Origin of the sequence: Paenibacillus sp. FSL H8-0283 (assembly GCF_045040675.1) — a bacterium.
GTDB lineage: Bacteria > Bacillota > Bacilli > Paenibacillales > Paenibacillaceae > Paenibacillus > Paenibacillus amylolyticus.
This window is the reverse complement of the sequence record NZ_CP150295.1, coordinates 6,857,003-6,881,184: the sequence shown is the minus strand read 5'-3', so window position 1 is coordinate 6,881,184 and position 24,182 is coordinate 6,857,003. Positions and strand designations below refer to the sequence as shown.

Genomic DNA, 24,182 nt, shown 5'->3' with positions numbered 1-24,182 from the left:
ATGAACGTCCTCTTTTTGTAATCCGGCTGAATAATAAGCAGAACGTAAGCACTGAAGAGGTACATTGTGCCGTTATACTCCAAACATTATTTACGAGAGGCACGTGTGCGGGACACCTCATCGAAGTAGAAGGAACGTTTTCCACGGGAGAAGAGCACGATCAAGACATGAACAAAGAGCACGGCGTAGACTAACATATAGATACCGAATGTCCCCAAGGAGATCCACATTTGATAAGGCTGAAGCATAACATCCTGATGACCTGAAAAAGCATAATCGTTGACCAAGCGAATGATCGTAACGAGCAGCCATGGAACATAGAGTGCGGCAAATCTTTTGAATAACGATTCACTTGTAGGTGTGCCGGTCTGACGATTCACATAGCGGAATCGCAAGATGGCCGAGCCTGGAGTTACCCCATTTCGCACCCAAGGTATGAAGAACAGTACAATGACCATAGCAATGGATGTACTTAGGGCATCACTGATCACATCAGACGCTGTGAAGATCGATATCAAATTCGAAAGGAAGACAACAATGATTCCATCAATAATTAACGCGAGCAATTGAGGCATAGTATACACTCGGTTTTGCTCCACGATCTGTTCACTCTTCGCCTGAATGCTTGCACGTGATGGGAATAAAGCAAGCAGGATGGGCGCTGTGAAAAATCCAATGACTGCTCCCGAAGTATTCAATAACAGATCATCTACATCGAAGAGGCGGTAAGGACAATTATAATACCCGTAGAAGCCGGTGATTTGAGTGATCTCGAAGAATAAGGAAAGCCCGAATCCGCCAAGCAGGGCGTACTTCCAGAATGATCTCTTTTGAAAAAAATAACGAATATATACACCCAGCGGCATAAGAAGCAGGACGTTAAATAGAACTTGCAGAAAGGCTCTGCCCTGAATCATGCTGAGATAGCTGGAAGGCTGGGTCCATACAATGGGTGTTTCCTTCATGATGTCTTTGACAAAAGTGAATGGAACCAGATTGTAGTAGATCGTGTCAGCGGCTTGCTGCGCACAGGTATCTCGCGTAGTCGGAAACGGCAGAATGACGAGGCAATAGGCGGCCAGAATATAAAAGATAAACGAAAAGCTGATACCAAACCGTGACCAGCTGAAGAAACCGTCTTTACGATACCCATAGATCAACCACGGCACCAGCAAAAACATGGCCGCAACAACAAAGATCAAAAAAGCCATTTGCACAGGGAAAACATATGAGGACATGAGTAGGAACTCCTTTGGTATTAAATATAATAACATTCATAGAGACATTAAAATTCATGTATGTGTAGTGCGTATCTATTAGTTACATCATAAGTAGTTACCCTTAAAGTGAGGGATGCATGAACCTTAAATTTGGTTTAAATCCATCCATGCAGTGACCAAGCGTATGGAATATACCGTCGAAATCCCGTATACTTGCGGGAATGCCAATCGTAGAATGGAGAGTTTAATACATATGTCTAATTTGCCTAACTGCCCCAAATGTAATTCAGAGTACACGTACGAGGATGGTAACCTGCTGGTTTGCCCGGAGTGCGCGCATGAATGGTCTTTGGAAGCAGACAATGATAACGCAGAGGATGCAAAAGTAATCCGCGATGCCAACGGAAATGTGCTAAGTGATGGCGATACCGTTACCGTCATTAAAGATCTGAAGGTAAAAGGTAGCTCGCTCGTGGTCAAACAGGGCACGAAGGTAAAGAATATCCGCCTGATTGATGGGGATCATGATATTGATTGCAAGATCGACAGCTTGGGTGCGATGAAGTTGAAGTCTGAGTTTGTGAAAAAGATATAAGATCAGATTGAGAAACGTTCTGTTCCGCATTCAATGGGAATTGAACGTTTTTTGTTTGACAGGGAATATTTAGTAGATATATACTGGTTGGAATTTAATTTTTTTGAACATGGATGAGTAGTCTACATATAAGAAAAGGCAGGTGTCAGAGCGATGAAAAGAGATCACATTATTGAATATTATTCCGGGTTTGATGAGTGGGGCAGACTGGAGCGGGAACCAATTGAATTCATCATTAACATGCATTACATCAGGGAACATCTCCCCGCTACTGGTTGTATTCTGGATAATGGCGCAGGACCAGGAAAGTATGCCATGGAGCTTGCGAAGCTGGGGTACAAGGTCACTTTATCGGATCTGACACCTTCCTCTGTGGATACTGCGAGGCAAAAGGCTCAGGAGTTTGGTTTGACACAACAATTCGATGGATTCCATGTTCTCGATGCCACTTCGCTCTTCGGTATGGCTGACGAGACGTACGATGCGTCCCTCATGCTGGGGCCGTTATATCATCTGCAGACAGACGAAGAGCGCACGGCTGCTGTACAGGAGTTGTACCGTGTGACCAAGCGAGGGGGCGTGGTGTTTGTAGCCTTGCAAAGCCGAATGCGCATGAGTATCAATTCGTTACAATCTCCGCAGCATTGGAAACCAAATGATAACATGGCAGCCATCCGTTCTTTTGTAGAAAAGGGTATATTCGATCATCAGGATCAAGGACGATTTACGGGAGCATACTATTTTAATATTCAGGACGTTACACCCTTCATGGAGCAACATGGATTTGAAACCGTTGATTTGATTGGTTCATCCAGCCTTAGAGCGATGTTTACGGACGAGCAGCAGCAATACTGGAAAGAGCGTGGCGAGTATGATGAACTTATGCAATATATGATTGAAGCCGCCAAAGACCCTTCCATATTGGGAATCTCGTCTCATTTGCTGTACATCGGGAGGAAGAAATAAACATAAATGTGCCCTCTGGAAACAGGGGGTACTTGTGTTTTTCATCAAAATAGTTCAATATTAAGATACATAACAAAAGGTGATCTACTTACAATAGGTAAGATGAACGACGGATCGCTTCATAACAGGGAGGAACAGACAATGGAAATCGGAATTAGTACATTTGTGGAGACGAATCCGGATGTAAAAACAGGAGAACTTATCAGTCATGCGCAGCGTATTCGGGATGTTGTTGAAGAGATTGTTTTGGCAGATCAGGTGGGTCTGGATGTATATGGCGTGGGAGAACATCATCGTGCTGACTACGCCGCTTCATCACCAGCTGTCATTCTGGCGGCCGCAGCTTCACAGACCAAGAATATTCGCTTGACGAGTGCGGTAACCGTGCTGTCATCGCATGATCCGGTACGGGTATATCAAGATTTCGCGACACTGGACGGCATTTCGAACGGACGTGCAGAGATTATGGCAGGGCGGGGATCATTTATCGAATCGTTCCCATTGTTTGGCTATGATCTGAACGACTACGATGAGTTATTCGATGAGAAACTGGACTTGCTGCTCAAGCTGCGTGATTCGGAAAAAGTAACCTGGGAAGGCAAACACCGTCCTTCCTTTAACAATCTGGGCATCTACCCACGCCCGGTACAGGAAAAGCTTCCGGTATGGATTGGCAGTGGTGGTAATCAGGAATCCGTCGTTCGTGCAGGATTGCTCGGTTTGCCATTGGTGCTTGCCATTATCGGTGGTCGTCCGGTGCAATTCGCACCACTGGTGGAGCTGTACAAGAAAGCAGCTGCACATGCGGGACATGATGCTTCCAAGCTGACTGTTGCTTCTCACTCTCACGGCTTCATTGCCGATACAACAGACGAAGCTGTGGAGAAATTCTTCCCGCCAGCGCAAGCGGTCATGAACATACTGGGTCGTGAACGTGGATGGGGACACTACAGCCGTGCGACATTTGATGCGGCGCGCAGCCTGGAAGGTGCATTGTATGTAGGTGATGTGGATACCGTAGCTCAGAAAATTATTTACCTACGCAAAGAAGTTGGGATTACACGCTTCATGTTACACACTCCCCTCGGCACCATGCCGCACAACGAGGTCATGAGAGCGATCGAACTGCTTGGTAAAGAAGTCGCTCCAATCGTGCGTAAAGAAATTGCACGTTGGGAAGCTGAGAACGAAGAGGCACGTTAATCGACTGAAACCGTTACGGAACTAGATAAAGTCAACCAAATAAAGGAGCATGCCCTAGGCGTATTACGCCAATGGGGCTGCTCCTTTTTCGTTTATCTTCTGAAAGTATCTAAAACAGCACAGATGTAATGCTTATCCATTCGCAGATGTACTCACAAGGGAGTGTATAACCATCGACAACGTATGATCATAGAGGGTTTTGGCAGCTTCTTCGCTCTCAATATGGCCTCCCAAATACAGATGAATAACACCGTGTAAGGGAGCCCAGATCATCCGAACCGCAAGCAGGGGATCTTGCACCTGAAGCATTCCCTGTTCAATCGCCATCTCCACCAAAGCGGACACTTGCTTCAGTGCAGTTGCTGTTCCCTGTAAGGTCTCTCCATCTGGTTTGAATTCGGAAAAAGATCCTCCAAACATCAGCTGATAGAAGCTGGATTGAGAAATGCCGAAGTCCCAGTAGACGTAGGCCAGATCACGGAAATATTGTTCGAACGATGCCTGCCGGGGGATAGTTTCAAATCGCTGGGCCATGAGGGAGCATCCCTCTAGATACAGATGTTTTGCTAACCCTTCTTTTTTTCCGAAGAGGTTATATATGATTTTGGTGGAGCACTCCATGCGTTCAGCTACACGGCGTACCGTGACGGCTTCTGGTCCATGCTCTTGCAGTAAAGCAGCAGCAGCATGCACAATATTTTGCCGCAGATTATCCGAGTGCTGCAGTCTGGCTTCCTGAAAGGTTGTTACCGTATGTGCAGATTCCGTGGAACCCGAATTAAGATCCTTCATTGATTTCATCCTCGTAACCGTATTGTTGTTGAACAGAAACTACGTTTCCTTTTCTTAAGGTCATTCTACTGTTTTACGCCAGACAACGTCAATTTAATCCGAGTTTAGTAAGTAAGCACCCCGTTCTAGATTCAAATCTAACAAATGTATTTGACAGCGTCATGGGTTTTGGTTACGATGATTCTATACAGAAACAGTGTTTCCTAATGAAAACGAGTGTTTAAATTATACACAGAGGATGGATGAGAGATGATAAAGGAACAGCATCAATGGGTACTTATTACAGGTGCTTCTTCAGGTATTGGGGAAATTTTTGCCCTCGAGATGGCTTCCAAGGGTAAAAATATTGTGCTGGTGGCCAGAACAGAATCCAAACTGAATCAATTGGCAGAACGTATAGAACGTACATATCAAGTAAGGGCTGAGGTAATCGTATCGGATCTTTCCGAAGTAGAGGCACCTCAGAACGTATATGAGGAATGTCAGAATCGGGGAATACACATCGATATGCTGATCAACAATGCGGGATTTGCTACCCATGGATGTTTTGAACAACTGGATGGTTCCCGGCAACAGGAGGAGATTATGTTGAACGTGCTCGCCTTGACAAACATGACACATCTTTTCTTGCCAGGTATGTTACAGAAGAAAAATGGTGCTGTCATTAATGTATCGTCGACGGCTGCCTTTCAACCTGATCCGTATATGGCTGTGTATGGAGCGACAAAGGCATTTGTACTTTCTTTTACAGAGGCATTATACGAAGAAAACAGGAAGCGTGGCGTTCAGTTTTTGGCACTATGCCCAGGCTCAACCGAGACTTCGTTCTTTGATGTGGTGGGTGCTGATGAAGCCTCGGTGGGCAAACGTGATACACCTGAGCATGTCGTGGCCGTAGCCATGAGAGCACTGGAGTCAGGCAAACCTTATGCTGTGCCAGGGGCCAGGAATTATTGGACAGCACAGTTCACCCGCCTCATACCACGCAAGTCCATGTTGCGAATCGTAGGAAGTATGCTCCGTCCACGTTCCGAGGGTGTTAAACCAGAAAAAGTACAAGCCTGATTAGGGGTATAGGGTAAAAGCTTTAGGCCAAAATGCCTTTGGCCTGAGCTTCCTTTATCCAACCTGGAAATTCAGTGAGGAGACGATCGTACAATTCTTCATCGCTGATCTTGGAGATATCGTCGAGAGCAAAAAAGTCAGCATTATCGATGAAACGTCCAGTCATGTCATCGAGTTTCTCAAGGATACCGTAATTGGCTTGTCCCAGGCCAACAAATTGCCAGAACAGGTTTTTGGTTGAACTTTCGGTAATAAGCCGTATGATTTTCCCTTTTTGACTGACTCCACCATCGCTAAAAAAGATAATATACGTTGGAATCTTCACATCGGGTTCCTCGATCGTGTATTTGCGAATGACATCCTGCATCACAGGGGGTTCGTTATTGGTACCGCCTTTGCTTCCCAGCGTATATGTGCGTTCAATATAATTCTCGAAATCCCTGGCGGTGACGCTAGGTGCACGCAAGAAGTCTTTGGCGAAGAACCAGACGTCCAACTCTTCGTTATCATCAAAAGCGGATGCAATCGCCAGGATACGCTCGAAGGCTTCTTGCACGATGCCTTTACGATACAGATGGTACATGGAGCCTGATGCATCAAATACGACAGCAACACGTGCCTGTATAGGTTCGATCTTTTTCTTTTGCAGAGACAGGTTTACTTTACGCTTGAGGAGATCGATCTTGGTCAGGTTAAGCGGCGGATGAATCGTGTTTGGTGCAGCAACAGGTGCCAAGACTTCTGGAGAGGCGGCTGCCACTTCAGCTTGTGCCGTGAGAAGAACTTGTTCGGCTTCCGAGGTGTCGTTACTCTCAATTTCAACACCGAAGGACTCTGCCAGCGGCTGCAATCCACCAAAGAAACCTCGTCCAATCGCACGAACTTTGAACCCGTCACGATACTTATAGATTTCAATGAAAATAAGTGCTGTTTCCGCAGTGACCTGGGTGATCTCATAGGTGATCTGCTGGGAACCCGCTTGTACAATCGCCTGACATGCCTGAACATCGGCGAAAGTCCCTCCCGCATCCAGAGTAGCCGTAAACACACATTTTTCCACAGGGGCCTGCCGTAATTTATTCGTATCCAGTACAAAAGAGGATTTCAGTTCCTCTGCCTGTTGCAGAAGTACACTTTGATGGGGATCGGCCGTCTGATTATAAAATACAAAATAGTCGTCAGATGGGACTTTTCCCTCTTCATTCACCATAAAGCAGCTAACATCCAAGGGAGAAGGAGATGATGTACATTGAATGGTTACCTGAAGTTGGGTGGATTCGTTGATACTGATATTCTGGCCTGTGTTTAAGTGGATGAACGAGTCTGTCATAATCGGATGCGCCTCTCTTCTCCAATATAATGGTTGAAAATGTACAGTAACAAGATCGATTCTGAGACAAATGTTTCCATAAGTCAATCTTTTCACCGTTGATCCTACGCCTCATCAGACTCGTACTTTTCACGATGTTCCTTCTTCATCCTCACATAGTCCGGATCGGTCTTGGCGATCTCCCATTGCGCTTTGAATATGGCCGCGGCTTCTGCCTTCACCTTATCATTCTGATAGGGCAAGATTGAGCCATCCTCCTTTGAGTATTTGCGTCCTCCTTTGTGATTTGTATACCGTCTGGCCCGTGTATAACCCATCTGGAGAAATTTGCGTGCCATATCCATACCCACGAAATCTCCCTTTTTCTTATAGTCCAAAAATAGCTCATAGATCTTCTCCGATGACTCCGTCGCAATCTCGGGTGTTTTGAACCGCCAGTGTGGCAGAATCTCGCCTTTGTACGGCTCTACCATCAGCACACCCTGCTCGCCCCGGCCTACGGTGTACAGCTCAGGATGTTTGCGCAGATCCAACTCATCATAATTGAGACTGTAATCAAATTTTTTCATGTATACACCCTCCTTGATAGGGATTACCCCGATTCTGAACCAACAAGCACGGTTAATGGGGAACAATAGAAGGAATTACACAGGAGGGGTAGCGGTATGGGAATGTCCGGCAGATATCTTGTGGTAACTGAGGAGCTAGTTGAATTCATCAAGTCAGGTGAGGTTAGTGTGCATGATTGTGCAGTGGATCTGGATATCGATAAAACGTGGCAAATGCTGCAGTTCACGCTGAACGGTAACTTGGTAGAAGGGGAGCCGCCCCTGGGATATGTTGTGCCTCTCGCAGGTGAGCAATACGTGGGAAACTATTCGGATATGGATCTGTTTTTGCTTAGTAACGAGCAGGTGCTGGAAGCCTACATGGCACTGGAACAGCTCACACCGGAAGAATTAAAGGAGCGGTATAGCCTTGACCATATGATCGCTGAAGGCGTCTATCCTGTCATGGAAGATTGGGACGCGGAAGAGACATTTCAGGAGATCGTTCAGACTGTGGATGATGTCCAGGCCTTGTTTCAGGCCACGGCTGCAAGTGGGAACGGGATCATCTTTTATGTTTTCTAAATGAGCACTAAAATTATGATGGGAATTCTATGGCCGACACTGAGGCAGGTTTGAACTACGCCTATTCGGGTTATTGATAGACACAAGGCTCAGGCCTTGATGACATGACAATCCGGTAGAGAGAGGGAATGCGATATGACACAGGATCAGAACGAAGAGAACAAAGCGATTCAAGAGGACGAGCCGGATCAATTCGAGACTCCCGCAACTGCGGAAGATGAAGAAACGGATGAGAAACTTGCAGAAGATCAGGAGAAAGAATAACTCCCAGCATTGCACAATGAAGCAGGATGTTTTATCGAAACATACGATATGCTGAAATATAGATAGACCAGAGGTCGGACATGTTCCGGCCTTTTGGTTTATTTTTTTGCGTATCCGTTTACAAGAATTACCTATACCTTCATAATGGAAATGAACCATATTTTTCTAAGGAGGAGTTCATATTACGAATCGGAAGTTAGTCCAATGGATGGCAGTGCCACTAGTACTTTTAATGGTTGTTCTTACAGGATGTCAGGCTGTGGGTGGAGTAGACGTTGGCAAAGCAATGGCCAATGGCGCGAGTATCAAGTCCGGTGAATCCAGACAATCCATGAATATAAACATAGAACCGGCTAAGGAATTTGCTACAGAAAAAGACCTTGAAATGATCGAACTTATTAACTCCATATCCCTGGATATTGATCAAGCCAAAATGAAAGATGCGAAGACAGCATCGATCAAAGGTACACTGAGCATGGAGGGAACAAAGTTACCTTTCCACGTGTCCATGAATGAGTCCCAATTGGTCATTGATCTGGACGGAGCCCAAAAACCGCTGTACATGTCTCTGGATACGTTCCAGGATGCACAGGCGCTTCCGATGGTAGATACGAAGGCTCTGGAGAAACAACTCGAGGAAATTTCCCCGAAACTGTTCTCTTTTGTCCTGAAGCATCTGTCCAATCCGAAGAACATCTCCGTAACACCGGTACAGGAATCCGTGAATGGCGAAGCACTTAGCCTCTCCAAGCTGCATCTGGAAGTTAGTGGTGAAGAGATGCTTGCCATGGTTAAACCGTTCCTGACGAGTATTTCGAAGGATGAGCAAGGACTGAAAGATCTGATTGGCGATCTGTACGATGTGTTCTACCCTGTACTGGAAGCAGTGAATGAGGTAGAAGGTGGGGGAGACGACACGCTGAATTCGATCGTTCCTGAATCGAAAGATGAAGCCGTTGCGTCTCTGTATGCCATCATCAAAGTAGGACTGGACAGTATGCTGGTCAATTATGATCAGGAGCTGAACAACCTGTTGAATGAGACCCCTGAATTCAAAACGGTCTTTGGCACAGAAACCAAACTGAAATTGGACTTCTATCTCGACAGCAAACTGGATATTCGCAAGCAAAACTTTGAACTGAAAGTAGCGCTGCCTGCTTCTGAGGATCTGCCGGTAAAATCTGTAACCGTAAGTGGAGACAGTGAACAGTGGAATATCGGTGGCACAGTTGCAGTTGATGAAGTGGATGTATCGGGTGGCGTTATGGATCTGATGAAGGATGATATTACGCCTGGACAGATGCTGCGCAATTTTGATTCCAATTCACTCGCATACCAATTGCTGAAAGATGAGGCTGGGATCACGAGTAAAAGTGTAGTGCTCTTCCCGGATGATGAATACGCTGGGGCGATCACTGTGAAGAACACAACATTTGTACCGCTTCGCTACGTGTCTGAAGAATTGGATGCTGAAGTGAAATGGACCAAAGGCTCGAACCAAATCGTTGTCATTGACGACATCACTGGTGATGAGATTGTCCTGACCGTAGGTTCCAAGAAGGCAACCGTTGCTGGTAAAGAAGTGACTATGGTGGAATCCGCCTATGTAGGCAAGGACGGCAAGACGTATGTGCCGCTGCGCTTTGTGGCTGAATCCCTTGGAGCTACTGTAGATAAGGAACAAGAAACAGGCTGGATCTACATTGACCGTCCTTAATTTCTTATGACTTAAAATAATGAAATGCATGGGGAGTGCCTCTAGTAGAGGTGCTCCTCTTTGTCATTTCGTACCAGGTCAGAGGAATGGCAGGGCCCATACGGAAGAATACTAATCCGGTTGAGATGATGGTTGTAACAGATCCCCGTTAGATTAGAGCAAATGAAGAAATGGGTATTTACGTATGGAGGATGTCAAAAACAGCAAAGGGAGGTCTATGGATTATGACTGAACGATTTGCGGGTAAAGTGGTACTGATTACAGGCGGTGGCTCCGGTCTTGGACGATCAGCTGCTGTGGAAGTTGCACGTGAAGGGGCGAAGCTTGCCCTAGTGGATGTGAACATGAAGGCGCTGGAAGAGACCAAGCGTGTGATCTCGGAAGAGGTACAGCATGCCGAGTTTCTGTTAATTGAAGGTGACGTATCGGACGAAGAAGCTGTGAAGAAGTATGTTAGTGATACGGTCAATGAATTTGGGCGTATCGATGCATTTTTCAACAATGCAGGCATTGAAGGCAAGCAAAACCTGATCGAGAACTACGAGACGGAGATGTTCAATAAAGTTATCGATATCAATCTGAAGGGTGTATTTTTTGGGTTGAAGCACGTTCTACCTGTGATGAAAAAACAGGGAGAAGGCTACATCGTGAACGCGTCCTCTGTTGGAGGGATTCGCGCCGTGCCAAACCTGGTTGCCTACGGAGCGAGCAAACATGCCGTAGCCGGCATGACCAAAGATGCAGCGATTGAATACGCCGAGCATGGGATCAGCGTTAATGCAATTGCACCCGGAGCCATTCTGACAGATATGGTTATCGGCTCGTTCAAACAGATCAATCCGAATGACTGGGAGTCAGCATCCAAAGAGTTCGTGAAGGACAACCCGGCGAAGCGCTTGGGTGAACCGAAGGAAGTAGGGCGTCTCGTTGCCTTCCTGCTGTCCGGTGAAGCACCGTTTATCAATGGAGCCATTATTCCGATTGATGGTGCGCAGTCAGCCAAATATTGATCCCATAATCATCAACAGCACATCAATGCGACATAGATATATACTGAAGAACGCCCTTTTTCGCCAATGTGCGGATTGGGGCGTTCTTTTTTTGGTTTGATATTCAAGGGGCGTATCCCGTATCCGGCAGGTTAAGTGTGCTGTAGAATCTGCGGCTTTTTGCTAAAGCCGGTACTCCCGGCTGTAAAGCCCATCTGGCGATAGAATTCATGTGCAGCTTCACGTTCTGGGCGATTGCCACTGTTCAGAGACAAGGAATCCACGTTATGCGTGGCTGCCCATTGTTCGGCTTCAAGAATGAGCTGACGGCCGATGCCTGAGCCCCTGAACTGGTCGTGTACAACCAATGCCAAGATGCGGCAGTGTCTTCCGTTTTTTTCATACATATAAGAAGTCTGTAATCCGATCAGTCCAACTACGCGGCCTCGTGCTTCAGCAACCAGTGTAGTAAAGTTTGCGTCCGCAGAGATATGGGTATAGCGCTCTTCCATCTCGGCGTACGTGGTGGGATAACCAAGTTGGTCCATCAGAATGACCATATCTTGCAGATCGGTAGTGGAGCTATGTCTAATCGTTACATCCAGGCTCATAATGTTGTATCCTCCTTGGGTCTTTCCTTCAACGAAAGTTCAATAATGGTATCCAGCAGCTCTGCAAAAGAAATGCCTGCAGCAGCTGCACTTTTGGGCAGCAGACTGTTACGGGTAAGACCCGGCAGCGTGTTCACTTCAAGCACATACGGCATGCCCTCCCGAATCATCATATCCACGCGAGCGTAGACGCTACATTTGAGCACCTGATAACAGGCCAAGGCCGCAGCTTCGACGCGATGGTGAAGGTCCATAGGTAATTGCACAACCTTCTCATCGGCCCCGTGGTCATCATATTTGGAGGCATAATCGAAAAACTCGGCGCTCGAACGAATGGAGATCACCGGCAGCATCTTACCATCCAGAATGGCACAGGTAATCTCCTCACCTTCGATATACTGTTCAATCATGACCGTATCATCCCAGGCGAGGGCAGCCTCTACAGCAGTTGGCAGGGCGGAAGCTTCCTTCACCACTTGGGTACCGATGCTGGAACCGCCTGAATTGGGTTTGACCACCACGGGGTACGTTAATTGTTGAACAGCAATAGAGGACAGTTCCTCCATATGGCTCACTCGCAGCCATTCTCCAGTAAGTACACCTGCATGCTGCATGAGCTGTTTGGACATGTCTTTATCCATACATACACTACTTGCCAGCACACCACAGCCTGTGTAGGGAATACCCAGAGATTCTAATGTGCCTTGGACCGTACCGTCTTCGCCGTATTTTCCATGCAGGGCAAGCAGTGCCACATCGATCCCCGCTGACTTGTCGATTAGATCGCGCTTGGTATTCAGCTCGATGGGTACAACCTCGTATTTGTCTTTATTCAGGTTTGCAATCATCTCCTGTCCGGTGAGCAGGGAAATATCCCGCTCTGAAGATGTACCGCCCATAATCACGCCAACTTTCATGTGAAATCCTCCTTATCTCATTTGAGCTGCTGTCTCGCCAATGATGCGAATGCCTTTACGTATATTCTCATCGCTGACTCTGGAGAAACCCAGACGCATCGTGTTTACACCCTGACCGGGTTCCAGATAAAAGGTATCCCCAGGTGTGAACGTTACACCTTTCACTTTACAGGCTTCCAGCAGTTCACGGGTTCTGTATTCGGACGGGAACTGCACGAACAGATGCAGACCACCCGCACCGGAAATCCGGCACATTGGCAGATGCTGCTTCAGGCAACGCACAACCAATTCATATTTTCGCTTATACTCCGTGCGAGCACGCTTCAAATATTTCTCGAAATTACCGTTGCTCAGATATTGATACAATAATGATTGGTCCAGCGTGGAGGTATGGATGCTGCGTGCCCGTTTCATACTCTCCAGATAATCAATCAGCGCCGCATCCGCAATAATCCAACCAACTCGTAGGCCTGGAAACAGGACTTTGGAGAAGCTGCCCAGATACACCAGTCCATTGCCTTTGCCCATGCTGGCGATCAGGGGAGAGACATGCGAACCGGAATATCGCAATTCTTCGTTAAAACCGTCTTCAATGATCGGTACCTGATACTTGTTCATCAACCGGATGATCTCTACCCGTTTCGCAGGGGACGTCACAATCCCGGTTGGATTGTGATAAGATGGCACGAGATATGCCAGATCATATGGACTTGCCTCAAGTTCATGTTCCAGTTGCTTCAAGTCCAGGCCATCCGGCTCCATGTTCACACCGGTCAGTTGAAACTGGTGCAATTTTAGATTTTTAATCGCCGTGTGGTGCGTTGGATTCTCGCATAGCGCTTTTCCGCTTTTTTTGCGCAACGCTCCAAGCACCAGGTCGAAACCTTCCGTGAATCCGTTGGTGATCAGAATGTCCTTGCCACGGAGGTCAACACCTTTGTTCTCCATATAACGTAGTAAATAGTTCATCAGCGGTCTGTATCCTTGCGCATATCCGTAATTCAGCAGTACTTCGCCCTCAAGTGACATGCGATCCAGAAAAGCCCGTTTCACGTTGTGCAGATCAAACAGCTTTTCATCCGGTGCTATGCTGGTAAACGATATCTCACCGCGCTCTGCTCCGGAGCCATGCTTCATCAGATCGTACTGCTCTGCCTGAATTGCATACTCGCTTACCTCTGTCGTCCAGTCCAGTTCCCAGCTCGCCGCTGCCTCAGGTGTTTTGATGGAGGCACTGACGTAATTGCCCTTGCCTTTGACTGCATAGATCAGACCTTCATCTTCAAGCTCGGCATAAGCGAGCAGGACCGTGCTGCGACTAACCTTCATGAGTGTACTGAGTTCACGGGTCGAGGGCAGCTTTTGTTTGGCTTGCAGGCCGCCTTTGAGCATCAATCGCTTCATATAATCTTTGACTTGTATATATACAGGGCGGTCCTCCGTCAGTTGCAGATCGGAATACATCCCATCACTCCCTCTACTGGTATCTTGCCATATTATAAACCCCGCAGAAAGAACCACGATACCTCTGTTTCCCTGAGCGTGTGGTTGGTTGTTCGCACAAACGCAAAAAAGCCCTGGCAGTATGCCGGGGCCTGGTGGTGAAACTTGATCCATTTTCTATAGTACTGCTGCTATAATTTCTACAGTTGTATTGCATGACTAGTCTCTCTAGGATCGATAGCTATCTGACCTTCTACGTGTGTCTATTAACTTCAGTACGACTATAATTGCAGGCTTTCTAGGTGATACATAAAACTACAGTGAATCATGAATCTAGGTCTTTCTAGGTTTGCTTGCTGCAAGGGTCGATTAGATGATGAATCCACAATCTATAAGCTAGGGTTCTTGCTAACTGTACTCTTGTCGTGATCACGTAACAGAATTCAGCATGAAAAAGATATTCAATCATAGGGTACAATAGACGGAGGTAGATATAAAGACGTATGTCTCAGTGCCCAATTTCTTCCTCATACCCCTATAGTACCACTTTGAATCAGGGAAGTTAACCTTTTTTTTGAAATATTTGTCGTAATAGCGAAAATTGCGTGAATTGTACTTCATATAGATTGAAATGGTGTCCCTTTATAATATGTGATAGGATGAAAACCTATAGATAATGAGGAAGTGAGCCTATTGATTAATATTACCGTGCCAACACCGGATGTAACCATCACAAAGCAGGCTGATCCACAGCTTAGCCACATTTATGGATTTACTGATTTTCACCTGATTACCCGGGAACTAGGCGGGATTTTCATGTTTTACAATGCCGCTGGAGAATTGTTATTTGTCGGGAAAGCACGAAAATTAAGACCCCGCATCAAAAAGCATTTTGAAGATACCGTATCACCAATCAAGAATCACCGCGAAGAAGTAACGAAGATTGAAGTATGCCTGGTTGAAGATCCAGTAGATCGTGAAATTTACGAGACGTATATCATCAACACGATGCGTGCGAAATACAATGTAGATAAAGTCTTGTACAAATAAGACGCTTAAAAAGCACATGAACATGCAATGTCTGGGACATATGTCCTAAGTGTTGCGCCAGTGGGTAAGGATGTAATCGAAGGATTGCATCCGATTCCTTCTGGTGCCATCCCGATCTTTTTGAGGGAGTAGCTTGTAGAATTTGAAACGTAGTAAACCCAAGCTTAGTATCATAGATATACCAAATACATATGAAGAGGTGATTGTGTTGATCGGTCGTAGCGGTAACCCTACACTTAAAGACAGCACGTTTGAAAACAGAGGATATGGAGAAGATCGGTATCAGAATTACATGACGATCAACGGCACGGTGAATAAAGCGTTTATTACGCTTGTGATCCTGCTGGGCAGTGCGTTTGCAACCTGGATGATGTTCTTTAACGGACAACAAGTGATGCCGCTTGCTTATGGCGGATTAATCGTTGGTTTCATTCTGGCACTTGTGATTTCGTTCAAACCTGTAGCGGCACCTTATCTCGTACCTGTCTATGCCGTGGCAGAAGGACTGTTCTTGGGAGCACTCTCTGCAACCTATGAGTCCCTGTATAACGGAATTACCTTGCAGGCGGCTCTGTTGACCATGGCTGTATTCATCGCTCTGCTGGTGGCATACAAAACCAGATTGATCAAAGCTACGGAGAACTTCAAGTTGGGCGTTGTTGCTGCAACTGGCGGCATCATGATCATGTATCTGTTGAGCTTTGTACTGGGTTTCTTCGGCATTTCAATTCCTTATCTGCATGATAACAGCTTGATCGGCATCGGTATTTCGGTCGTTATCGTCATTGTGGCTGCCCTCAATCTGGTCCTTGATTTCGACTTCATCGAGGGTGGTGCTGAACGTGGTGCGCCCAAGTATATGGAGTGGTACGGTGCATTTGGATTGATGGTGACGCTGGTATGGTTGTACATTGAGATCATCCGCCTGCTTGGCAAATTGCGGAGTCGGGACTAGTCCTATCCATACGTCAGAGACGTAAACGGAGTGTGAATATAAAGCCCAAAAAGCTAACGCGTGATACTCACGTCGTTAGCTTTTTTGATTAACATTAGCAGGATTATCTTAATGGCGGCCTCTTACAAAACTCAACTGATTCCAACTCGTTGAGGCCCAGCACCACTCTATACTAAATCCGGATACAGATCCTCTAAGGTTATGATTTCCGGCTTGCTCGGCAGCTCTCCCCCAGCCGAACAGGCTGCAAGCATATGTCCATCATCCAGTCGCTGACTGAGAAAGAGATATGTCCCGGCCTGTTTGCAATGCCAATCTTCCCGCTCATTGGGAAGGATGGCGAAGGAATCCAGTGGCATGGACAACCCCATACCCACTGCCTTGATATAACTTTCCTTCAGCGTCCATAGACGGTAGAAGGTTTCCAGCCGACGATCATCAGGCTCGGCGGCCAAGAACTGGCTTTCCTTAGGGGAGAAGAAACGCTCTGCAATCTGCATGTCAATTGGAGCTATTTTTTCCACATCCACGCCAAGTTCATCTGTACTGCCAGAGATCAGAGCAATCCAATCACCAGAATGGGAGACGTTGAATTGTACATCCGAATGGTGACTGAGCGAAGGTTTGCCGTAGGAATTACGGGTAAATGAAAGCTCAGCAGGTCTCAGTCCAGTTAACATGCTCAAAGTCACACGAGTCAATATCTCTCCCAGCACGGAGCGATACGCGTCAGCCTGACGCACAAAACGCGAAGCCTGAGCACGTCGCTCCGCAGAAACTTGCGATAGCAATTGGTTCCAGTTCGCCTCGGGCAATACTTCTGGAACTTGGAGTACACGAATAGTTATCATCATTAATCACCTGAATACGTATTCGGCGCAGTTCAGTAACTTTCCTTTATATGGAACGTCCCCTCAACTCTTCCTCCCAAATCATTATGCTTCCTGTACTCGTTTCCATTCTGTATGCGCAGCCTTTATTCGATCCCACATATCTAGGCATTCCAGTTCGCTGTAATTCACCAAGGGTTCATGGAATATTTCCGTTAATACGTTACGCCACTCGGTATAATTCCCGATCTCTGTTTTCTGGATTCCTTCGATATCATGTGTTCGGAGCATACATCCACGTAATTCATGACTGCGATTCTCATCCCGCTGACGAAGTAAAAATACGTTATGCCAAGGTGATTCGACCGCCTGGCTGTAGAATTCATGTTTGGGAATGAACTCTTCCAGACTGGAGAGTGCTTCAGGAGCATAGTCGACTCCTTCACTTGGCCCATTTGGCTCGTACTCAAGCCGCCATCCCCCAGCCACAACAGATGATGGCATCAATTGGTATGTGAATGGAGCTGAACCATAGGTTCCATAACGAAGTGGCAGAGGTTCAAAGGGCATTCCGCCGAGACCTACATCTACAATCCAGCGTTCAACTGTCGGGTCAGCATCCGGCAGAAGCACGGACAGACCGAGATGAAATGAGTTCACACGGGGTTGTTCCCCATGAGGCTGTACTCCACCGCGATGCCAATCAACCGTATAACCCAGTGATCGGAGAAGAACACTAAATGCACCATTTAGATGAAAGCAGTAGCCGCTGCGTCCTTGTAATATAAGCTGAATTGAATCTTGAAGACTGAATCCCGCAGGACGACCTGCAAAAATATCGACCGTTTGCCAGGATAAATATTGCACATGTGCTCGCTGGAGTTCAAATAAGAATTCCAGTGTAGGTTCCTTTATATCATCTATGCCGATCCGTTTCAGATAGGCCTGTATTTCAGCTGTATTCAAAAGTTCAATCATTCTTATCACCTCACGTCATATAGTGGGCTGCATGTGGTAGTTATAAAGCTGCCCTGAGTTCATTGTAAAAGTGAACGGATGAAAACAACATCATCAGTTAAGCAGATTGTAACGGTACAATTATTGAACAAAGCCTTGAAATTCATCTCAAGAGATGGACATGGTTCTGATTTCATTGGAATACAATATATGGATGAGCTATTTCTTTTTCCGGGGTATGCTAACCCTTTGGAGTGGATATAGGTTAGAATATAGATAGATAGCAGGATTAGGAGATGGAAAAATGGCTAATGATGAAGTGATTTTGACACAGGAAGGCTTGGAAAAGCTGGAGGACGAACTGAAGGATTTGAAGACGGTGAAGCGTAAGGAATTGGCAGCTCGTCTGAAACTCGCGATCAGTTACGGTGACCTGAAGGAAAATAGTGAGTATCATTCAGCCAAAGATGATCAGGCCTTTATGGAGACCCGAATTTTGATCTTGGAGAAGATGCTGACAAAAGCAAGAGTCATTTCTTCAGATAATATAGACTCCAACAAAGTGAGCATCGGATCGACGGTGTTGCTTAATGACATTGAGTTCGCCGAGAAGATTGAATATAAAGTGGTTGGCCCTGCCGAGGCCGATGTTGCGAATAATAAAATTTCGTACGAGAGCCCGCTGGGCAAGGAGATAATGGGCAAAGAAGTGGGCAGCGTCATTCATGTCAATGCTCCGATGGGCGTTATCAAGTACGAGTTACTTCAAATTAAAGTGTAATTCAAAAAGTGAGGTGCTTCGCAGTCATCCAAATGGCTGAGGGGACACCTCTTTTTGATTCTGTTGGGCTTTGAATGGTTGGGAATACAGATTTGTTGAAACTTCATGCGGTTGGACTAACGGACTTTATCACATACTGTGTTTAAGGAACTTATGAGATGAAGATTTCCGCATGTTTTTTATGTAAAAAAATAACATTTCGACAAATTTCGAATTTCGAATGACCTGACAAGGTGAGTAGTATATAATTACGGGAAAACTTTAAAGTGATGGAGTAGATACGATGAATTTTAGTAAGCCTAATCTAGATCAAGACAACGCTGGCAAAGGAGAACGTTTCTCCCAAGCTGGATTTATCCTGGCGGCCATTGGTAGTTCGGTTGGTCTGGGCAACATGTGGAAATTCCCGTACATTACGGGTGAGAACGGAGGGGCTGCGTTTTTCCTGCTCTTCATCGTCTGTTTGCTGCTCATCGGTCTGCCAGTTCTTCTCGCTGAACTTGCGATTGGTCGCAGTGGCAGAGGTAGTGCAGCTACGGCTTTTATCAAAGCAGGTGGACATAAAGGTTGGCTCGCAGCCGGATTGCTGCAAGTACTGACGCCTTTTATCATCCTTTCTTTTTATGTCATTATTGCTGGCTGGACCTTGCAATATGCAATTACGTCATTCAGTGGAACATTGTTTAACAATCCGGATTATGCGGGACAATTCAATTCCTTCATAGGCGGTTATATGCCGATTGTGTGGCAACTGGTTTCGGTTCTGATCACAGGCTGGATTGTAGCCAAAGGAGTATCCAACGGAATCGAAAAGTTCAACAAGATACTGATTCCGGCGATGTTGGTACTGCTCATTATCCTGATGATTCGTGCAGTTACATTGCCGGGTGCAGGTGCTGGGGTATCCTTCTTCCTGAATCCGGACTTCTCGCAGCTTACAACGGAATCCGCACTGGTAGCGCTTGGACATGCCTTCTTCTCCCTGTCACTGGGGATGGGTATTCTTGTAACCTACGGTTCGTATGTGGATAAAAATCAATCTCTCGGTGCGGCAACCGTCGCCGTTGGTGCAGGTGACCTGATCTATGCATTCATTGCGGGTCTAATCATCTTCCCAACAACATTCTCGTTTGGTATTGCACCGGACCAAGGACCGTCACTGATCTTTGTGGCACTTCCGGCGGCCTTCTCGGCGATGCCACTTGGTTTCTTGTTTGGTGGCCTGTTCTTCATCCTATTGGCTATTGCGGCATTAACGTCAGCAGTATCCTTGCTGGAAGTTCCGGTGAAATATTTCATGGAACGTTTGTCCTGGAGCCGAAGTCGTGCGGTATGGGTTATATCACTCGCGGTCTTCATCGTGGGACTTCCTTCGGTATTGTCGCTCGGCTTGCTGCCTGAATGGACGATTGGATCGAAGAGTGTGTTCGACTGGATGGACTTTGTAGCATCCAACATCCTGTTGCCTGTCGGTGGACTGCTTGTAACGATTTTTGCCGGATACTTCTGGAAAACGGCTGCGGAAGCTTCCGGCCTGCGTTCCGGATGGTTCCGGGTGTGGCTGTTCATGCTGCGTTACGTAGCTCCGATCCTGGTTCTGCTGGTTCTACTGCACACATCCGGCATCATTCACTTCTAATGGTGAAGACCCGATAGGGTGAAATATGGTCTGTTGTGCAGATTTACCATGGATAAAACCTCTTGGAAGAAATGCAAAAGCCCTTGTTTTCCCTCGTCAATTTTGGGACAATACGGAGTAGAGGTTTTTTGGGTAGGACCGATAAGCCATATGCTTTTTTGCGAAAAGAGGATTATACAATGAACAAATCATCCATATATGGATTAACATTAGAGCAATTACGTTCCTGGCTACCGGAGCATGGGCAGAAAAAATCCCGTGCATCCCGGATCTGGGAATGGTTATATCAAGAGCGTGTTCACGATTTCCCTGCGATGACCGATGTCCGTCAGGAATGTCTGGACGTTCTCTCCGAGCATTTCACCATGAACTCGCTGAGCGAACATGTGAAGCAGGAATCGGCAGATGGTACCGTGAAGTTTCTGCTTCGGATGCAGGACGGCAACCTGATTGAGACGGTATTAATGCGGCAGAAATACGGACTTACCGTCTGTGTGACCACACAAGTGGGCTGTAACATTGGCTGTAGCTTCTGTGCGAGCGGTCTGATCAAGAAGAGCCGAGACCTGACCGCTGGAGAGATTGTGGAACAGATTATGCATGTGCAGCGACATCTGGATGCAGCGGGTCAAGATGAGCGAGTAACCAACGTGGTTGTGATGGGGATTGGTGAACCATTCGACAACTTCCAGCACATGAGTGATTTCATCGAAGTTATCAAGGATCGCAAAGGATTGGCACTTGCCGCCAAACGGATAACTGTATCCACGAGCGGCCTTCCGGACAAAATCAAGGAATTTGCAGACAGCAGTCTGCAGGTTAACCTGGCGATCTCTCTGCATGCACCTAATAATGAACTGCGTACACATATCATGAAGATCAACCGGGCTTTCCCGATTGAGCAATTGATGGATGCGGTGGATTATTATCTGGCTAAAACGAACAAACGCATCATGTTTGAGTACATCTTGCTACGTGATGTTAACGATCAACGTGAGCATGCCGCGGAGCTCGCTGAACTGTTGTCCAGTCGCAGAAGTATGGTCAGTGTGAATCTGATTCCATACAACCCGGTGGATGAGCACAGTCAGTATCAACGGAGTACAGAAGAGTCGATTCTGGGCTTCTATGATACACTCAAAAAGAACAATATCAACTCCACTGTACGTATGGAACATGGTACGGATATCGATGCTGCCTGCGGACAGTTGCGCAGTAAACAAATGAAGAACAACACCGCCGAATCCGAGCCAGGCCGTCTGGCACTGGGATAAGATAAAGCGCGGATCTGGCAAGTAAGTTAGGATACTTGGTTGTTATAATCAGTGCCTGAACTTTGTACGTGCCACCTACCGTTGTTGAGTTCGCAAATGCGTTGCCTGAATGCAAAACGCCTCTGTATATCACTGAAAAGTGATAACGGAGGCGTTTTTTGGAGTTTCATTATTTCAGTTTTTTGGTCATCAGCAGATGGGGGATGCCGTCTTCCATAAATACTTCCGACGCGGGTGCGTATCCGAGACGTTCGTAGAACCCGGAAGCTTGTACCTGTGCGTGCAGCTTGGCTTTCTCAAGACCATCAGCAACAGCCATCTGCTCCAGCTTGTCGATCAGCACACGGCCCAGGCCGTGTTTGCGGTAATCAAGCATGACACAGATCCGTTCCAATTTGGCGACTTGTTCCACAATGCGCAGTCTGGAGGAGGCAGCAGGTACACCGTCTACGTAGAGCAGAATGTGGCGCGCCTCCGCGTTTAATGTATCATAAGCATCGAATTCATCCGCTGCGGGTACGCCTTGTTCTTCGACGAAAATAGCCGTACGAATGGCGATGCAGGCATCGAGCAATTCCTGATTAGTAACTTCAACAATCGTTGTATTCATGAATGTTTCTCCTTTGGGTGATCGTAATGTTATCCTGACGTGATAAACTGGTACATAACAGGAATATGGAACGAAACTCGTTCTTTTCAACAGTAGTTATACCATCAATTATGTTGCGAATGCAACAATTTTATAGGGGCGTGAGTGTGTTGACTGAGAAAAAAGAAGTGCTGCGTGAAATTGGTATGATTGCCCGCTGTCTGGATTCAATCAGTAATGTCGAGTTTCAGCATCTGAACCTGTCCCGTGGACAATATCTATATCTGTATCGAATCTGTGAGAATCCGGGCATTATTCCGAATCAGCTTGCTGAACTGATCAAAGTGGATCGCACGACGGCGGCCAGAGCTATTAGCAAACTCGAATCCGATGGGTTCATTATTAAACAGCCAGCAATGGGTAATAAAAAGAATAAGGTGTTGTATCCCACCAAAGCTGGGCTTGAAGCATGGGAATTCATTCGTAAAGAGGGCGTGCATTCGGATCAGGTGACTCTGGATGGTCTGACGGAGGAAGAGATCGAGACCGCGGTCATGCTTCTCCGTCGAATGCGACATAATATCGAGGTGGACTGGAAATTTGTCAAAAAGGGTGGACGAAGATCCTACATGGATATTTCGGAATGAACAGAGGAACGATCCTTGACCCCTGCATCCCAGACTCTAGCCGGACCTATCTAAAGGAGAAGAGCCATTATGCCAGAGAAGCTTCAGTACAGGAGGGAGTCATGAAACGGGTAAACCGGAAAAGGCTAACGTGGTGGATCATATTGGCAGTCAGTATCACGGCAGCGTTAATTATTTTTGTGAAGGAGCGGTTTGTGATGAATGAATCATCCCCTACGGTATCCTTTGTTCAAGATCATATGACTAATCCCAATGGTACAATTGCGACCTATTTGCAAGATGCTACCTCAGAGAGAGCGGACATCGTTGCAGGCAGAGAGGCTTTATCTGAATCACTTGGTCTTTGGATGCAATATGCTGTTGCCAAGAATGATCAGGCGTTATTCGAGGAAAGCTATGAACTGTTGACCACCTATTTCCTCATGCCGCAAAAATATATTGCCTGGAAGCTGGATGCCAAAGGTGAATCTCAAGTGACAACCAACGCGCTTGGCGATGATTTTCGAATTGTTGGTGCTTTATTAAAGGCAGCAGATCAATGGAAACAAGGAAGAGAAGATAAACTGGAAACGGCTTCGAAAATATCCCGTACACTTTCGCAATCGGTTCAGAATAAAGGATATTATGTGGATTTTCACGATTTTGCGAGTGGTCACTCCACAGATACATTAAGCCTGGTTTATGTTGATCTCCCGTCTCTACAATTGATGGAAAAACATCAGTTGGTGGAACCGGGAACCTATGCCAAGTACGAAGCTTTGCTGAAGAAGATGCCTGACGATGGATTGTTCTATCCGAAGACCTTCGATGTAGTCCGTAAAAAATTTACGTATGATGATACGGTGAATCTGATTGACCAGTTGATCGTGGCGAATCATCTAACCGTGACCGACCGCAAACCGGACAAGCTCATTTCTTTTTTGAAAAAAGAGTTCAACACCCGGCATCAGCTGCCCGGACAGTATAAGCGAGAATCACGCACACCTGCGGTATCTTATGAATCTTCCTCGGTATATGGCCTCGCCATTTTACTCGCTGTTCGTTCAGGTGATCCAAAATGGGCCAAACAGTTGCATAACCATATGACTACGTTGCGTGGTCAGGACTCTCGTTATCCAGGTGGATATGTATTTGACGGTAACACACATCTGTTTGATAATCTTTTTCCTTTATTGGGAGAAGTTAATTTACAGATAAGTATTAAAAAGTAAGGAT

General features: G+C 46.4%; 25 protein-coding genes. 15 read left to right on the top strand and 10 right to left on the bottom strand.

All coding sequences use genetic code 11. From position 1 onward, the window contains the following. Window positions 1-86: 86 nt before the first annotated feature. Window positions 87-1,238 carry a VanZ family protein gene (locus MHI52_RS30225; RefSeq protein ID WP_339190609.1) on the bottom strand — a complete coding sequence of 384 codons (1,152 nt, stop codon included), beginning with the start codon at window positions 1,236-1,238 and terminating at the stop codon, window positions 87-89. Window positions 1,239-1,473: 235 nt separating this feature from the next. On the opposite strand from MHI52_RS30225, the gene MHI52_RS30220 reads away from it, so the two are divergent. The 3 genes from MHI52_RS30220 (at window position 1,474) to MHI52_RS30210 (ending at window position 3,984) form a co-directional block, all read left to right on the top strand. Beyond that, window positions 1,474-1,815 (top strand): zinc ribbon domain-containing protein YjdM, encoded by a 342-nt coding sequence (locus MHI52_RS30220; RefSeq protein ID WP_017691576.1) that lies wholly within the window; start codon window positions 1,474-1,476, stop codon window positions 1,813-1,815. Window positions 1,816-1,968: 153 nt separating this feature from the next. Beyond that, a complete protein-coding gene (locus tag MHI52_RS30215; RefSeq protein WP_405158177.1) occupies window positions 1,969-2,781 on the top strand; it encodes a class I SAM-dependent methyltransferase in 813 nt (270 codons plus the stop codon). Window positions 2,782-2,922: 141 nt separating this feature from the next. Then, window positions 2,923-3,984, top strand: a complete 1,062-nt coding sequence (locus MHI52_RS30210; RefSeq protein WP_017691578.1) for an LLM class flavin-dependent oxidoreductase — start codon at window positions 2,923-2,925, stop codon at window positions 3,982-3,984. Between the two features lie 132 nt (window positions 3,985-4,116). Here the strand turns inward: MHI52_RS30210 and MHI52_RS30205 are convergent, their stop codons facing one another. After that, entirely contained in the window at window positions 4,117-4,776 is a 660-nt protein-coding gene (locus MHI52_RS30205) for a TetR/AcrR family transcriptional regulator (RefSeq protein WP_405158176.1), read from the bottom strand. Between the two features lie 249 nt (window positions 4,777-5,025). Between MHI52_RS30205 and MHI52_RS30200 the strand changes: the two genes are divergently transcribed. Then, window positions 5,026-5,841: an SDR family oxidoreductase gene (locus MHI52_RS30200; protein WP_074092771.1), complete on the top strand. Its 816-nt coding sequence runs from the start codon at window positions 5,026-5,028 to the stop codon at window positions 5,839-5,841. A gap of 22 nt (window positions 5,842-5,863) precedes the next feature. Here MHI52_RS30200 and MHI52_RS30195 read toward each other — a convergent pair whose 3' ends face one another. Continuing rightward, window positions 5,864-7,171, bottom strand: coding sequence for a VWA domain-containing protein (locus tag MHI52_RS30195; protein WP_405158175.1), 1,308 nt, complete (start codon window positions 7,169-7,171; stop codon window positions 5,864-5,866). A 104-nt stretch (window positions 7,172-7,275) separates the two neighbouring features. Then, window positions 7,276-7,740 carry a DUF4385 domain-containing protein gene (locus tag MHI52_RS30190; RefSeq protein WP_036612288.1) on the bottom strand — a complete coding sequence of 155 codons (465 nt, stop codon included), beginning with the start codon at window positions 7,738-7,740 and terminating at the stop codon, window positions 7,276-7,278. A gap of 96 nt (window positions 7,741-7,836) precedes the next feature. Here MHI52_RS30190 and MHI52_RS30185 point away from each other — a divergent pair, with 96 nt between their 5' ends. The 4 genes from MHI52_RS30185 to MHI52_RS30170 all read left to right on the top strand — a co-directional run bounded on the left by MHI52_RS30185 (window position 7,837) and on the right by MHI52_RS30170 (window position 11,295). Beyond that, window positions 7,837-8,304 (top strand): DUF1877 family protein, encoded by a 468-nt coding sequence (locus MHI52_RS30185; protein WP_036612285.1) that lies wholly within the window; start codon window positions 7,837-7,839, stop codon window positions 8,302-8,304. Window positions 8,305-8,439: 135 nt separating this feature from the next. Beyond that, window positions 8,440-8,568, top strand: coding sequence for a hypothetical protein (locus MHI52_RS30180; protein ID WP_268745229.1), 129 nt, complete (start codon window positions 8,440-8,442; stop codon window positions 8,566-8,568). 208 nt (window positions 8,569-8,776) lie between these two features. After that, the gene (locus tag MHI52_RS30175) at window positions 8,777-10,285 is read left to right on the top strand and encodes a copper amine oxidase N-terminal domain-containing protein (protein ID WP_340907489.1); all 1,509 of its coding nucleotides are present in this window, start codon (window positions 8,777-8,779) and stop codon (window positions 10,283-10,285) included. Window positions 10,286-10,509: 224 nt separating this feature from the next. Continuing rightward, complete coding sequence (locus tag MHI52_RS30170; RefSeq protein WP_076251972.1) at window positions 10,510-11,295, top strand: glucose 1-dehydrogenase; 786 nt, start codon at window positions 10,510-10,512, stop codon at window positions 11,293-11,295. 131 nt (window positions 11,296-11,426) lie between these two features. Here the strand turns inward: MHI52_RS30170 and MHI52_RS30165 are convergent, their stop codons facing one another. Genes MHI52_RS30165 through MHI52_RS30155 form a run of 3 tightly spaced genes read right to left on the bottom strand, consistent with a single transcriptional unit; the run spans window position 11,427 to window position 14,266 of the window. Next, on the bottom strand, window positions 11,427-11,885 hold the full coding sequence (locus tag MHI52_RS30165; RefSeq protein ID WP_235193849.1) for a GNAT family N-acetyltransferase: 459 nt from the start codon (window positions 11,883-11,885) through the stop codon (window positions 11,427-11,429). Further along, entirely contained in the window at window positions 11,882-12,802 is a 921-nt protein-coding gene (locus MHI52_RS30160; RefSeq protein WP_340907487.1) for a D-alanine--D-alanine ligase, read from the bottom strand. Before MHI52_RS30160 ends, MHI52_RS30165 begins: the two co-directional genes overlap by 4 nt. Window positions 12,803-12,814: 12 nt before the next feature. Beyond that, window positions 12,815-14,266, bottom strand: coding sequence for a PLP-dependent aminotransferase family protein (locus tag MHI52_RS30155; protein WP_340907486.1), 1,452 nt, complete (start codon window positions 14,264-14,266; stop codon window positions 12,815-12,817). Between the two features lie 672 nt (window positions 14,267-14,938). Here MHI52_RS30155 and MHI52_RS30150 point away from each other — a divergent pair. Further along, a complete protein-coding gene (locus tag MHI52_RS30150; RefSeq protein WP_036612270.1) occupies window positions 14,939-15,295 on the top strand; it encodes a nucleotide excision repair endonuclease in 357 nt (118 codons plus the stop codon). Window positions 15,296-15,503: 208 nt separating this feature from the next. Continuing rightward, entirely contained in the window at window positions 15,504-16,250 is a 747-nt protein-coding gene (locus tag MHI52_RS30145) for a Bax inhibitor-1/YccA family protein (protein WP_036612268.1), read from the top strand. 167 nt (window positions 16,251-16,417) lie between these two features. Here the strand turns inward: MHI52_RS30145 and MHI52_RS30140 are convergent, their stop codons facing one another. Both MHI52_RS30140 and MHI52_RS30135 read right to left on the bottom strand, forming a co-directional pair. Next, window positions 16,418-17,104: a 4'-phosphopantetheinyl transferase family protein gene (locus MHI52_RS30140; RefSeq protein WP_405158174.1), complete on the bottom strand. Its 687-nt coding sequence runs from the start codon at window positions 17,102-17,104 to the stop codon at window positions 16,418-16,420. Window positions 17,105-17,185: 81 nt separating this feature from the next. Further along, window positions 17,186-18,055, bottom strand: a complete 870-nt coding sequence (locus MHI52_RS30135; RefSeq protein ID WP_405159436.1) for an arylamine N-acetyltransferase — start codon at window positions 18,053-18,055, stop codon at window positions 17,186-17,188. 286 nt (window positions 18,056-18,341) lie between these two features. Between MHI52_RS30135 and greA the strand changes: the two genes are divergently transcribed. From greA to rlmN, 3 genes are all read left to right on the top strand, one after another. Further along, window positions 18,342-18,818, top strand: coding sequence for a transcription elongation factor GreA (gene greA / locus MHI52_RS30130; protein ID WP_047840913.1), 477 nt, complete (start codon window positions 18,342-18,344; stop codon window positions 18,816-18,818). A 283-nt stretch (window positions 18,819-19,101) separates the two neighbouring features. Then, a complete protein-coding gene (locus MHI52_RS30125; protein ID WP_405158173.1) occupies window positions 19,102-20,457 on the top strand; it encodes a sodium-dependent transporter in 1,356 nt (451 codons plus the stop codon). Between the two features lie 179 nt (window positions 20,458-20,636). After that, window positions 20,637-21,731 (top strand): 23S rRNA (adenine(2503)-C(2))-methyltransferase RlmN, encoded by a 1,095-nt coding sequence (gene rlmN, locus MHI52_RS30120; protein WP_405158172.1) that lies wholly within the window; start codon window positions 20,637-20,639, stop codon window positions 21,729-21,731. 169 nt (window positions 21,732-21,900) lie between these two features. On the opposite strand, the gene MHI52_RS30115 is transcribed toward rlmN, so the two are convergent. Next, window positions 21,901-22,341, bottom strand: a complete 441-nt coding sequence (locus tag MHI52_RS30115) for a GNAT family N-acetyltransferase (protein ID WP_405158171.1) — start codon at window positions 22,339-22,341, stop codon at window positions 21,901-21,903. A gap of 185 nt (window positions 22,342-22,526) precedes the next feature. On the opposite strand from MHI52_RS30115, the gene MHI52_RS30110 reads away from it, so the two are divergent. Then, window positions 22,527-22,967, top strand: coding sequence for a MarR family transcriptional regulator (locus tag MHI52_RS30110; protein WP_339807184.1), 441 nt, complete (start codon window positions 22,527-22,529; stop codon window positions 22,965-22,967). Window positions 22,968-23,068: 101 nt separating this feature from the next. Next, the gene (locus MHI52_RS30105) at window positions 23,069-24,178 is read left to right on the top strand and encodes a glycosyl hydrolase family 8 (RefSeq protein WP_405158170.1); all 1,110 of its coding nucleotides are present in this window, start codon (window positions 23,069-23,071) and stop codon (window positions 24,176-24,178) included. Window positions 24,179-24,182 lie beyond the last annotated feature (4 nt).